Annotated in this window: 10 protein-coding genes and 1 other RNA gene; 3 read left to right on the forward strand and 8 right to left on the reverse strand. The window is 41.1% G+C overall.

Annotated features, from left to right (window positions below; all coding sequences use genetic code 11):
* Positions 1-86 precede the first annotated feature (86 nt).
* Complete coding sequence (locus QUE46_RS11210) at positions 87-1,172, reverse strand: alkene reductase (RefSeq protein ID WP_286244838.1); 1,086 nt, start codon at positions 1,170-1,172, stop codon at positions 87-89.
* A 212-nt stretch (positions 1,173-1,384) separates the two neighbouring features.
* On the opposite strand from QUE46_RS11210, the gene zigA reads away from it, so the two are divergent.
* Both zigA and QUE46_RS11220 read left to right on the forward strand, forming a co-directional pair.
* Positions 1,385-2,584 carry a zinc metallochaperone GTPase ZigA gene (gene zigA / locus QUE46_RS11215; RefSeq protein ID WP_286244839.1) on the forward strand — a complete coding sequence of 400 codons (1,200 nt, stop codon included), beginning with the start codon at positions 1,385-1,387 and terminating at the stop codon, positions 2,582-2,584.
* A complete protein-coding gene (locus QUE46_RS11220; RefSeq protein WP_286244840.1) occupies positions 2,584-3,273 on the forward strand; it encodes a DUF1826 domain-containing protein in 690 nt (229 codons plus the stop codon). Before zigA ends, QUE46_RS11220 begins: the two co-directional genes overlap by 1 nt.
* A 271-nt stretch (positions 3,274-3,544) precedes the next feature.
* Here the strand turns inward: QUE46_RS11220 and QUE46_RS11225 are convergent, their stop codons facing one another.
* From QUE46_RS11225 to QUE46_RS11250, 6 genes are all read right to left on the reverse strand, one after another.
* Complete coding sequence (locus QUE46_RS11225) at positions 3,545-4,264, reverse strand: SDR family oxidoreductase (RefSeq protein WP_286244841.1); 720 nt, start codon at positions 4,262-4,264, stop codon at positions 3,545-3,547.
* A gap of 134 nt (positions 4,265-4,398) precedes the next feature.
* Positions 4,399-5,301 (reverse strand): LysR family transcriptional regulator, encoded by a 903-nt coding sequence (locus tag QUE46_RS11230; protein ID WP_286244842.1) that lies wholly within the window; start codon positions 5,299-5,301, stop codon positions 4,399-4,401.
* Between the two features lie 74 nt (positions 5,302-5,375).
* Entirely contained in the window at positions 5,376-8,135 is a 2,760-nt protein-coding gene (locus tag QUE46_RS11235) for a response regulator (protein ID WP_286244843.1), read from the reverse strand.
* Between the two features lie 264 nt (positions 8,136-8,399).
* Entirely contained in the window at positions 8,400-8,714 is a 315-nt protein-coding gene (locus QUE46_RS11240; RefSeq protein ID WP_286244844.1) for a hypothetical protein, read from the reverse strand.
* A gap of 516 nt (positions 8,715-9,230) precedes the next feature.
* An RNA gene (gene ffs / locus QUE46_RS11245) (signal recognition particle sRNA small type) lies at positions 9,231-9,327 on the reverse strand.
* A gap of 138 nt (positions 9,328-9,465) precedes the next feature.
* A complete protein-coding gene (locus QUE46_RS11250; protein ID WP_286244845.1) occupies positions 9,466-10,341 on the reverse strand; it encodes a DUF3014 domain-containing protein in 876 nt (291 codons plus the stop codon).
* Between the two features lie 385 nt (positions 10,342-10,726).
* On the opposite strand from QUE46_RS11250, the gene QUE46_RS11255 reads away from it, so the two are divergent.
* A complete protein-coding gene (locus QUE46_RS11255) occupies positions 10,727-11,872 on the forward strand; it encodes a patatin-like phospholipase family protein (RefSeq protein WP_004586945.1) in 1,146 nt (381 codons plus the stop codon).
* A 22-nt stretch (positions 11,873-11,894) separates the two neighbouring features.
* Here QUE46_RS11255 and QUE46_RS11260 read toward each other — a convergent pair whose 3' ends face one another.
* The gene (locus QUE46_RS11260; RefSeq protein WP_286244846.1) at positions 11,895-13,868 is read right to left on the reverse strand and encodes a monovalent cation:proton antiporter-2 (CPA2) family protein; all 1,974 of its coding nucleotides are present in this window, start codon (positions 13,866-13,868) and stop codon (positions 11,895-11,897) included.
* Positions 13,869-13,957: the final 89 nt, after the last annotated feature.

A 13,957-nucleotide genomic window follows, 5' to 3' on the forward strand; every position in this document is an offset into this window, starting at 1 on the left:
TATTAGCTCAAGTTAAAAGTATTGATTTACCGGCATAAAAAAGGGCTGCATACATACAGCCCTTAAAATACTTTATTTATAAATAATTAAGCGGTTGGGTAATCGGTATAGCCTTGCTCTGCGCCACCAAATAAAGTGTCGGGGTTGTGGCTATTTAGCGGTTTACCTTGCTCAAGCCTTGCTGGTAAATCTGGGTTTGACAAAAACGGGCGGCCAAAGCCAATCATGTCGGCCCAGCCTTGCGCAAGGGCTTCATCGGCGCGCTCTTTGGTGTATTTACCTGCATAAATTAAAACGCCGTTGTACGCTTTACGAATAGCCTGTTTAAACTCCACACTCATTAAAGGGGCGTCATCCCAGTCGGCTTCAGCAATATGCATATAACCTACGCCAGCATCATTTAGTGTGTGTGCCACGGCCAAATATGTTTGCTCTGGGTTATCGTCAACCGTGCCGTTAAGCGTAGTAAGTGGCGCAAGCCTTACACCTACTTTTTTACTACCAATTTCATCACATACTGCTTTGACTACTTCAACTAAAAAGCGCAAACGGTTTTGTACACTGCCACCATATTCATCAGTACGCGCATTTGATTGCGAGTCTAAAAATTGGTTAATTAAATAGCCATTAGCGGCATGTAGCTCTATGCCGTCAAAGCCTGCGTCTACTGCATTTTTAGCTGCTTGGCGAAATTCTGCTAGTACATTTTCAATATCTTGCTTGCTCATCTCACGCGGCAACTGAGTATCAACAAAGCCAGGCTCGCCGTTAGTATCTACAAATACTTTTACGTCTTTTGCCGCAATGGCCGATGCTGATATTGGCTGGACGCCCCCTGTGTTATCGCTGTGTGTTACTCGCCCTACGTGCCAAAGCTGAGCAAACATAACGCCACCAGCGTTATGTACTTTATCAGTTACTTTACTCCAGCCAGCTACTTGCTCGTTTGAGTAAATACCCGGTGTCCAGGCATAGCCTTTACCAAGCTCACTAATTTGTGTGCCTTCGCTAACTATTAACCCAGCACTTGCGCGTTGTGCGTAGTAAGTGGCCATTAAATCGTTTGCTATATCGCCAGGCTGCGTTGAGCGCGAGCGTGTCATTGGTGGCATAACAATGCGGTTTTTTAATGTTTTACCTGCAAGTTCTATTGGGGAAAAAAGTAATGTCATAATGCCTCCTAAGTTTGATGGCGCTCATAGTAACGCGTTTAAATAAATTCAAAAACAACAAAAAATGCAAAATAGTTTTGTCGAATTTGCAATAAAAACGAATGGTTACCAATCCTTCAAAACACCATTCATTAAAAAAGCATACTATGGCTAGAATATTTAATTGATACAATATAACATACCATTAAATGCATATTAGTAAGTAAAATTAAATGATAAATAAACTGCCCGTCACAGTGTTATCAGGCTTTTTAGGAGCAGGTAAAACAACCGTTCTTAGCCACATTCTTAACAACCGCCAAGGTAAAAAAGTGGCTGTTATAGTTAACGATATGAGCGACATAAACATAGATGCCGCCACTATTAAAAACGATATATCGCTCAGTCACAGCGATGAAAAACTCGTAGAGATGAGTAATGGCTGTATTTGCTGCACGTTACGCGAAGATTTACTGTTAGAGGTAAGCAAGCTTGCAAAAGAAGGTCGTTTTGATCATCTTGTTATTGAGTCAACCGGTATCTCTGAGCCACTCCCTGTTGCCGAAACATTTACCTTTGCTGATGAAAATGGCGTATCGCTAGGGGATATTGCCACCCTTGATACTATGGTAACGGTGGTTGATGCGGTTAATTTTTTAACCGATTACGAGCAAGCTAACGACTTACAAGATACAGGTGAATCCCTTGGTGAAGAAGATGAACGAAGTGTTACCGACCTACTTATTGACCAGGTTGAATTTGCCGATGTAATTTTAATTAGTAAAACCGACTTAATCACCAAAGCACAATTAAATAAACTCACAGCCATTTTAAACACACTCAATACTCAGGCAGAAATTATTCCTATATCGGCTGGAAAAGTTGATATTAATAAAGTAATTAACACCGGCCTGTTTAACTTTGAACGCGCAAAACAAGCCCCTGGCTGGCTTAAAGAAATGCGCGGTGAGCACATTCCAGAGACCGAAGAGTACGGTATTAGCAGCTTTAATTACATTGTTCATTGCCCGTTTGACCCTGAAAAGTTTTATAAGTTTTTGCACGGTACTGAGCAATTTGGCAAGCTCATTCGCTCTAAAGGCTACTTTTGGCTTGCCACACGCCCGCTATTTTGCGGCCAGTGGAACCAAGCAGGCGGCATTGCCCACTATGGGTTTGCAGGCATGTTTTATAAAGCCATACCTAAAAAAGACTGGCCAACCGATCCTGAGCTACTTGCCGATATAAACAGCAAATGGGTAGAACCCTTTGGCGATATGCGCCAAGAGCTGGTGTTTATTGGTCAATCATTAAATAAGCAAGCCATGATTAAAGCGCTTGATGACTGCCTACTGCCTGAAGATGCCGTACTTAAAGGTAAAGATTTTTGGAGAACCTACAACGATCCATTTCCAATTTGGGAGGAATTATAATGAACGCCCTAGCTCCTTTATCAGCGCAAGTAAAACCCACCGAACCACTACATCGTCGTGCAGCTATAAATAGTGATGCCAATGTGCTACCGCAAATTTATAACGAAAATATCAACATTACGGTTTGGCAAAGAAACCTCGAAAGCACATTAACAGAGGCGGTTAATACGCTTATAAATACAAATGTATTAAAGCCACTTGAACTGGCGCTCTCACCCGACGATGCGTTTGATCAATTAATTAAAGCGCTAAAGCCAGCAGAACAAAATTACAATGAAGCTAAAGCGCTATGTGAAGATATAGCCTTACTCGTTGAAATGTTTTGTTGCCTGTTCGATTTAAAACGTGCTGGGCTAAGGCTTAAAGTGTTAGTTAAACCTATGTGCCCGCGTTTTCATGTAGACAAAATTCCGTGCCGACTAGTGACAACTTATCAAGGGGTTGCAACGCAGTGGCTAAATCATAGCGATGTAAACCGCTCAAAGCTGGGAGCTGGTAATTTAGGTAAGCCCGATGAAGAGTCAGGTTTATTTTCATCAACAAGCCATATTAATCAATTAAATCAGGGCGATGTTGCCCTACTTAAAGGTGAATACTGGGACGAAAACGAAGGCGCAGGATTAGTGCACCGCTCTCCACCGGTAGCTGCAAACGAGCAACGCTTACTACTCACCCTTGATTTTATTTAATAAAAACAAAAAACGCTGGCATCTAACCAGCGTTTTTTATACCCATTGCATTAATACCAATCCGCATTAATACTTAATCATTTTCAGGGGCTAAACGTGTCGCTATCTGCGTTAAAAAATTCTCATTTACGACTGCATGGATGCAGAAGGTAGAGCAATGCAGGAGCAATTGCCGAGAACAACTAAATAGCGAATTTTTTGCCTTGCTATCAACACGTTTATCCATCCTTAAAATAGATCACTTAATTATGCGGATTTGTATAAATTAGTATTATGGTTGCTGCGCAGTAGCTGCTAGTACTATTTCGCGAATACACACATTTTGTGGTTGTGCGTAAGCGTATTCAACAGCTTGTGCAATGTCGTCAGGTGTTAACACCCCTCCCATGTCTTCTTTCCATGCTTGATAACCGTTTACTATGTCTTTAGATGTTGTATGCGACAGTAACTCAGTTTCTACTGCACCTGGCGCTATAGTACATACACGCACATTGCTGCTTGCTACTTCTTCACGTACGTTTTCGCTAATAGCATGTACTGCAAATTTAGAGCCGCAATACGCTGCATGATTTGGAAAAGTTTTACGCCCAGCAACTGAGCTTATATTAATAATGGTGCCCGTTTTACGCGCTTTCATTGGTGAAAGTACAGCTTGCATTCCGTTCATTAAGCCAATTACGTTTACATCAAACATGGTTTTCCACTCATCGGCATTTTGCACATCAAGCTCACTTAAAAGCATTACACCGGCATTATTAACAATACAATCTGCTGGGCCATATTCACCTTCTGCTTTTACAATAGCAGCTGTGAATGAGGCTTTATCGGTAACGTCTACTTTTTCGCATAGAGTATTGGGTAAATTAAGCGCCTCTAAACGCTCAATACGACGTGCTAATAACAGTAATGGGTGGCCGCTATTACTTAAACGGCGCGCAATTGCTTCGCCAATACCAGAGCTTGCACCTGTGATCACTACTAACTTTTTCATATTAATCTCCATTATTTAAACGTGCGCAGCACAATTACTGCAATGGAGTTATTTTAAAAAATTAAGCAGTGTTGATATATATCGCTAAAGTCAAAATACTGTTGCTGTACAACAACAATAATCATAAAAGAGAGTTACTGGTGGTATTGTTCAAAGCGGTTATTAATAAAGTTAATAAATTCGCGTAAGCGTTTAGGGCGGTATTTGTCGTTGTGGTAAATTGCCGAAAACGTCACCGCAGGAATTTGCCATTGTGGCAGTAGCTCAACAAGTTCACCGTTAGCTATTTGGGCTTCGCAGTACATTTTAGGCACTCTAATAATACCCACGCCTGCTAATGCCCCTTGTAAAAGTGCATGGCCATTTTTACAAATTAACTGCCCAGCTATTGTTATATCAACTAGTTGTGAAGGATTGGCAGTACAACTAAAACTCCAACGCTTTACAGACCCAGTAAGGCAGCGGTGCTCGCTGAGCTCTTTTGGGTGGCGTGGATTACCAAACGCTTTTATATACGCTGGGCTTGCTAGGGTTACAATATTTATGTTCATGAGCTTTTTAGCAACAAAACCAGCGTCGGCTATTTCACCCATTCTAAAGGCAATATCAAACTCATCATTAATTAAATCAACGCGGTGGCTGCTAAAATCAAGCTCAATATTAATTTGCGGATACAACGCCATAAACTCACTAATATAGCGTGCAATAAGTTGCTCGCCTATGTAACCCCCTACACAGTTTATACGTATTAGGCCGCGGGTTTGTTTTGTGTCATCAACTGCTGCAATTAGCGCCTGATCTATATTATTTAACGCGCCTTCGCATTGCTTAAATAACAGCTCGCCTGCAAGCGTGAGTTTTAATGTACGGGTAGTACGTGTAACGAGCTTTACCGCCATTTTACTTTCAAGTGCGCTAATTTGCCGTGACACATGCGAGCGTGACACCCCCAATGCCTCAGCAGCTTTAGTAAAATTACCCAGCTGTGCAATAAGTACAAATGAGCGAATATCAGCAAGGTTAATATTATTAAGCATAAGCGCCTCAAATAAGTGTTAAGCCTTACATAATAAACAAAAATGTTATTTTAAGTAATGGCATAACTCTTTATTTAGCCTGCGTTAAGCACTCTATTAATTACATCATACAAGCCCTGAGTATTCACCGGCTTAGAGACAAAGTCATCCATACCCACCTTTAAACAGCGCTGCTTATCATCTTCGTAGGCGTTCGCAGTAATAGCCACAATAGGCACATGTATTTTAGTGTTTACCTCGTTAGCCCGTATTGTTTGGGTGCATTCGTAGCCATCCATATTGGGCATTTGGCAATCCATTAAAATTAAATCAAACCGGTTACCTTCTAGCACTTTTAGGGCTTCTATACCGTCGGTTGCCATTACTAAGTTTACCTTGGTTGGCTCTAGCATTTTTGCAATTACTTGGCGGTTAATGGGGTTATCTTCAACTAATAATAGTGTTTTATCGCTCAAATTTGGCAGCGACTGTTGTTGTTTAACGGGCTTTGGTTTGCTCGACTGTGCTTTAGGCGCACTCACGTAAAATTTAAGTACACTACCTTTACCTGGTTCGCTGTTGAGGGTAATTTCACCCTGCATTTTTTTTATTAACCCTTGGCTGATCGCTAAACCTAACCCTGTGCCGCCATATTTACGTGCCACACCTACATCTGCTTGTGTAAACTCGCTAAATAACAGCGCTTGTTGATCTTTTTCAATACCAATGCCGCTATCAGCTACGCTTACTAAAAGTTGCTCGTTTTGATAATCAAACGATAAGCGCACAAAGCCGCGCTCAGTAAATTTATACGCATTAGAGAGCAAATTAATAATCACTTGATTTAAACGTAAGTCGTCAATTTTTACGCAACCTGGCAGCCTGTCGCTTTGCTCAACAATGAATTCGACCTGCTCTGAGCTCACAATCGGCGAGAACAACGACTTAATATTGGCAACAAACGGCGCAAGGTTAGTCTCCCGTGGGCTAATTTCCATGGCGTTGGCTTCTATTTTAGAAAAATCTAAAATGTCGTTTAAAATTTTCAGTAAATTTTGAGCGCTTTTTTGCTGTGTATTTAACAGCTCCCGCTGCTCATCGGTTAATGAATTATCGCGCAGTAACACCTCCCCCATGCCTAAAATACCGTTCATAGGAGTACGTAGCTCGTGGCTCATATTGGCTAAAAATTGCGATTTTGCCACATTAGCTAAATTTGCCCTATTCACCGCTTTTTTAAGCTCTTTAGTTTGCTCTGCTACTTTTCCCTCAAGTTGTTGATTAAACTCGCTAAGCTGGGCATTTAACCCTTGGTTTCTGATATTAGATGCTTGTAAGTTTTCTATTGAACGCTGAAGCGCATCAGCGAGTAATTCAAATTGCTGTTGCAGCTGCAATACTTCATGCCAACTGGAGTCTGTATTAAACTTATGTGTTTTAGTTTTACTAAAGCTTTGCATTAGCGTGGTTAAGCTAGTGATTGGCTGCACTAATAAATTAGCAAGTTGGTGTATAAAAATAACCACCAAAATCATCAGTATCGCACTTAACAAAATGGTAGGAAGCCAAGCTTTTGCCACCGCCATACTTAAATGTTTACGGTTGTAAAAGGTAATAACTTGCCAATTGTTTTGTGGATCAATGTACCTAGAGCTGTGGTACACCTCGTTTTTGGTCGAACGAAAAAGGTTTTTATCACCTAAATTACTGGTATTAAAGCCTTGCTCGTTAAAGTGGCTGAGTATTTTAAATTCATCAAGCGAGCTAAATACCACCTTTTGCTGCGCATCAAGCACCACTAAATCGCCCGTGTATTCAAATAAGTTAGGGATAAATCGTTCTAAGCGATTTAACTTTAATGAGCCCTCTACTACACCATAAAACGTATTGTTACGATAAATAGGCGCTGAGAGCGCCACAATAGCCTCGTTACCTAAGCCGCGCCCCTGAAACACACCACTGGTGTAACCAAGTGGATAATCCTGGGCTTGGGTAAAATACCCTCTGTCTTTAACGCTTCGCTGGGCAAGGCTAAGCCCCTCTATTAAGTCGCTGGGCGAACTAAGCTCTACAAAGCCGTCTGGGTTTGCATACAAACTGGTGGTAAAACCAGGAAACAAAGACATTAATCGTTTGAGCTGCACATCGCTTGCAGTTCCCACACTTATTGCATCGCTACTCATAACAATGGCGTTTCTGTGAAATGCTAAATAATCATTTAATTGCGTGCTAATAGACTCGGCTTTTTCTTCTAATTGGGCGTTTACTTCATACTCTAAGCGCGCATGGTGGTCGTTAACTAAAATAACACTGGTTAGCAACACCACTAAAATAATAATAACACTGACCACATAGCTTAAAATTTTTGCCAGTGGCCGCCCCTGATACGCACGGCTAGCGTAAGGTACAAATACACTAAATAAATCAACCACCGCCAAGCTTATTAGCGCGTTAATTAAATACTTTGATATAGCTACTATGAGTGTTAACCAGGCCAAACCAATAACAAATTGACCTATAACCCACACAAAGGGTAAACCTATGCATAACCAAAATACACTGCCTAAAGGAAGAATAGGTTTAGAGCGGCGTAGACAAAAAGCATAAAGCCAAAAAAGCTCGAGTAAATACACAATACTCGGCCAACAATGACCCCACCTATAAAGTAAAAAACCAGAAACAATGGCAAGGCTTAGGCACGCGTAACGCAGTCCAGTAAATACTAAACTACATAAAACAAATACCTGCCCAAACAAAAATTCGGAGCTGTCGAAAAAATACAATGGCGAGAGATTTACTAACCCGCCTAATAACCCTAATAAAACAGCGAGTGTCCACTTACTTCTTTGCGGCATTAATCAACCTTGGGGCACTTTGTTAACACTTTACGCGCTAAAATTAATGTAATTTTTACATTATTACGTACAAGGCAAGGGTTGTCTAGCCGCAATAAAATAGGAACAGGTAAACATTAAACCCTGTCAAAAAATCAAAATAACCGTAGGTAACAAAATGATTTAAAAAGAAAGGTGTGCAATTAGCCACCCGCATAAAAGGTAGGATATATGGCGCGCTAAATATTGAGCAATTTAGGCTTCTGAACGCACTCAAAAAGCGTGTTATGTGTTTTTACATTTACTCTTTTTATGGCTTCCACTTAAATTTAACTTAATATCCTTAAGCATAGGTTTAGCATTTGCGATTGCTAAATAGGCATTAGCTAACGTTTCTGGGCCTGCGCAATAGTCTACATCGAGTATTACTGTTGAAACATTTAGTGTTTTTAATTTACCCTCTAACTCAGAAAATGTGAGCTTTACTTTGGAGTTGCTGGTTAAGTAATTCGATTCTTTTACATAAATAGTGATTGTTTCATCTGCTAATGCAGTAAATGGCAAGAATAAAAACAGTGTGAATGTAAAAATGATACGCATAAATCCTCCACGGTGTACAACGGCGCAAAATTAATAAGCAACAACTGACTATAAAACAGAGCGAAGCAAAACCACGACATCCATTAAAAAAGCCTCGCATCGAATAAATTACTGTGCCACTATAAACCGAGAAATGTCCATATATCACACTGCATTCATCTTAGCCCTCGAATAAGTACCTGTAAACAACAAGTTATACCAATTCGCATAATTAAGCGATCTATTTTGAGGATGGATAAACGTGTTGATAGCAAGGCAAAAAATTTGCTATTTAGTTGTTCTAAATGAGAATTTTTTAACGCAGATAGCGACACGTTTAGCCGCTAAAAATGATTGAGTATTATTGCGGATTGGTAGTAATTTAGATTCATAAGTTGCTGAGGTAGAAATACACCCAAATGGGAGAGCAGTAATATTAGATAAACAACAATCGTAATACTTAATATTTAACGGTGTTATTAAGGAATAATTTAAAAAGGAATGTATTTTCACCCAAATGAGGAATTTGGGTGGCAGTCTTACCAGCCACATCTCGGCACACACGTCACAAACTGTGGCTGCTCCCTTCCGGGCCTGACCAGGTTCGCCTGCTAGTGTTGCGAGAGGACCAATAAGACTACCATTGAGGGCCTTGGTTGGCGCGGGAAGGATTATCTCTACTTTTGGTGTGTTATTCAAGGGATAATCAAAAAAGAAAGTGCGATTGCATACTTCATATACAATCGCGCTTAAAAACAGCCTTTAATGCCTATTAATTACGCTCTAACTCGGCTTTTACTTTACGTAGTGCTGCTTTTACTTTTTTCATGTTTTCTGGACCCATACGTAACAGCTGTTTTTGTGCAGCCGGTAGTTGCTCCCATTCAGAAAACGCATACTGATAAGTAACCGAATCACGCAGTAGCGGTAAATCACCTTCTGGCTCCGGTGTATCAAGTAATAAATCAATAGCATCTTCTAGCGTTTGATTAAACTCATCATCGCCGTAGCCAATTTCACTGTACGCGCTGTTGATTAATGGCTTGTATTGCTCATACATACGCACAGCTTGGGCAGCGCTCATACTTGTAAACACTTTTACATAAGGCGTATAACGCTCGTAGCTGTTAGGGTCAATGGTTAAAATGTCCCCTTCGTTTACACTAAATTCTTCTTCGGGTTTAACCACTGGCGTATGCTTTTTAGCAATTTTTCCTTTGGCTATGTTGTCTATAAATACCACACCACGGCGAATCACATCGTCGGTTACCATTAGGCTCATTACAGAGTCGCTTAGGTATTCATCCATTTTAGCAACCACTACGGTGTCGCTTTCATCTAGCGTTGGTAATGGCTCTACAACCGGCTCTGGCTCAGCTGGGCGCTGGGCAGGCACGCTTAGCTCTGCTGGCTTTTCAGGCTTAACTGATGGCGCATCTACCACGGGGTCGTTTTCTGGCTTTAGCGCCATTACTGGTTGCTCTTTTGGTGTTTGCTCTACCTCTTTACGAGTTTGCGGCTCCTCAGTGGGCGTCAGCAAAACAAATGCAGCAGCACACACTAAAATAATTAAAATAATAACGGCGAATAAAAAGTTGTTTTTAGGCGGACGTTTTTGAACATCTGACGCTTCTGGTTTATCTGACATACAAACTCCATAAATTTAAATGCATATTATACCAATCCGCAATAATACTTAATCATTTTGCGGGGCTAAACGTGTCACTACCTGCGTTAAAAAATTCTCATTTAGAACAACTAAATAGCAAATTTTTTGCCTAGCTATCAACACGTTTTTCCAGCCTCAAAATAGATCACTTAATTAAGCGAATTGGTATTACTCAGAGTACCCTGAGTGGAAAAAATTCACTATCGGTAATCACTATTACTTTAAATATAGGCTTTACAACATAAACCTACACTTACTAATCAGAACAACACGCTATAGTAACTCAGTTATTCTTTGATTCTTCTAGCTTAAAGACTTAAAGTTGATAAATAAAGAAAAGACGTTAAGCAGTTTAAACAGCACTATGAAAATCCAGCAAGTTGACCCACATAAACCTAAAATAGCCCTATTACTTACAGGTGGTGGCGCTCGCGCTGCTTATCAAGTGGGCGTGCTTAAAGCGCTTGCTCATAGTATGCCCCGCACCGCGCCTTTGCCATTTAGAATTATTAACGGCACCTCTGCAGGCGCAATTAATTCTGCTGCTTTGGCCTGTTATGCCTCGTGTGCGCATTTGGCCGTGCGTAAACTTGAGTCTGTATGGAAAAACTTTTCAACGTCTATGGTCTATAAAAGCGACTTTTTAAGTGTGTTTGGCCATATTGCGCGTAACATATTAACCAGCTTTCAGTCTGAACATATAAACCACCCGCCAGGCAGTTTGCTAAATAACCGCCCTTTGCGCGGTTTATTAAACGAAATTTTAGACCTGCACCGCATTGAACGTAATTTACACCGTAATTATTTAGAAGCGATTTCTATTACGGCTTCAAGCTATACAACCGGTGACTCTGTTGCGTTTTTTCAGTCAAACACACAAACACCTTGGCAACGCGCTAAGCGCGAAGGCCGCCCTATGCGCATTAATGTTGAGCACTTAATGGCATCAAGCGCTATTCCTATGGTGTTTCCGAGTGTTAATGTATTTAACCACTATTTTGGCGATGGCTCTATTCACCAGCTTTCACCGCTTAGTCCGTCTATTCATTTAGGCGCCGAAAAAATATTTATTATTGGGGTAGACCAGCCAAAAGAGTCGCACCCGGCGGGGTACTCGCCCCACTACCCTGGGCTTTCTGCAGTGGCTGGGCATTTACTCGATAGTGTATTTAGCGACACCATGCAAGCCGACCTTGAGCGCCTTGAGCGTGTAAATCGCACTTTGGGGCTACTTCCGGCGCGCGACAAACATCAAGAGCTAAAACAAATCGAAACCTGCATTATTAATCCATCAAAAAACTTTAACGATATTGCCGCGCAATACTACAGCGATATGCCGTGGGCAATTAAGTTGCTGCTGCGCACAATTGGGGTAAAAAAGCACTCGCAATCTAGTTTAACCAGCTATTTATTGTTTGAAAAACGCTACACTCAGCACCTAATTCAAATTGGCTATGAAGATGGCATGAAAAAGCTCCCTGAAATACGCCAATTTTTAGAGCTCGATTAAACAAAATAGTCAGCGCACTCTTTTATTCAAGCCCATCAAGTAGGTAATGCTCTACTCGCTCTACCCGTCTAGGCTTACCTTGTAATACCAATACATCATTTGCGCATAATGTGGTGTTGGTTGATGGGGCATCTATTTCTTGGCCTTCTCGGCGCAGGGCTTTTACAGTCACGCGGCGTTTTGATAAGTTAAGCTCATCTATTGTTTTATCCACGGCGTAGGCTTGGTCGGGCAAGGCGACTACGTGTAAATATTCTAAGCGATCAGAGGAAGTTTCTTCGTTGTCTTTAAAATAGCCAGCGTAAAAACTTTGCATAAGTGGGTAGCGATTACGGCGCTCTTTACTCACACGGCGCACAATGCGTGTCATTGGTACGCCCGACATCGACAACACATGGGAAACCAACATTAAACTTGCCTCTAACGACTCAGGCACCACCTCAGTAACGCCGAGCTCTTTTAAGTTGTTTAATTGGCTGTCATCGCGGGTTCTTATTAATATTTTAACGTTGGGTGCAAGTTGTTTTATGGCGTCTATAACCACATGTGCATGCTCAAGCTCTGTAAAGGTAATAATCACTAAGCGTGCTCGCTCTACCCCTGCGCATTTTAAAATATCTTTTTGTTTTACATAGCCAAATATTACTGGCTCACCTGCGGCTTTGCCCTCTTGTACTAAAATAGGGTTACTTTCTATGGCAACGTAATCTATGGCTTCAGGTTTTAAAAATCGCGCTATAGTTTGCCCTACGCGAGAAAAGCCACAAATAACCACGTGATCGTTATATAAAGTGCTACTTTTAGGCTCGCTCTCCCTTGCCATACTGGGGTGATCTAAAATGCCTAATTGCTTTAAAAGGAGTGGGGTTTTATCAATTAAAAATGGGGTTAGCGCCATCGAAAGCACCCCTAAGGCAATTAAAAATGAGGCTTGCTCTGAATTTAATAACTCATGCTGACTTGCCAAAGCAATAAGCACAAACCCAAATTCACCCATTTGCCACAGCATAATGCCACATGCCAACGAGTCTTGATTACGCTCATGCATTAATCTGGCACTTAATGCCAGCACGGTAATTTTTAATATTAATAAACCAAATAACGCACCAATAATTACTAACCCATGCGAAAGCACAAATAAAATATCGAGCTGCATCCCCACAGTTACAAAAAACAGCCCCATTAAAATATCGCGAAATGGTCTAATATCAGCCTCTAGCTGATGGCGGTAGTGGCTCTCTCCTAGCATCATGCCGGCTAAAAATGCCCCAAGCGCCATTGATAAACCAAACATGTAAGTTAAAAAGCCGGCAAATAACGCCACTAAAATGGTGGTAAGTACAAACAGCTCATCGGTTCGTACCTGCGCTATTTCTTTAAATACTTTAGGTAATACCCATTTACCAATCGCCCACAGTAATAAGCAAACAAACGCGCCTTTTGTAAGCGCAAATGCCAGTGCCCAACTAATACTTTGCGAATCGCTTGAGGCAAACAGTGGCAAAATAATAAGCAAGGGGACAACGGCAATATCTTGAAACAGCAATACACCTACGGCAAGTTGCCCACGGCGCTGGTTTAGTTCGCCTGTTTCTTTTAATAGCTTGACCACCACCGCGGTGGAAGAAAGCGCCATAATTGTGCCAATGGTAAAACTAGTCAGTAAGGAAAAATCTAAACAATATAAAAAAATGATGAAGAGTAAGCTGGTAACACCAACTTGTAACGAGCCTAGCCCAAACACAATGTTGCGCATGGCCATTAGCCGCGATATAGAAAATTCGAGCCCTAAACTAAACAATAAAAATACAATGCCTAGCTCAGCAACAAACTCAATTTCGTGAGATTGTGCTAGCCAGCCAATGCCATGGCTGCCCGCTAAAACACCTGTTGCTAAATACGCCAAAATAGGCGGCAAGCCAATGCGCTTAAAAAACCATACAAAAAGCACCGCTGCCACTAACAAGCCAAAAATTTGAGCGTTTATACTTTGCAAATTTGGCCTCCAGCGTCAATTAAACTAGGGAATAAGCTTTAAATATAGCAACCATATGTTTATCAAGCAATTTTAAAATATGGCATAAA

The organism is Pseudoalteromonas sp. MM1, assembly GCF_030296835.1.
GTDB lineage: Bacteria > Pseudomonadota > Gammaproteobacteria > Enterobacterales > Alteromonadaceae > Pseudoalteromonas.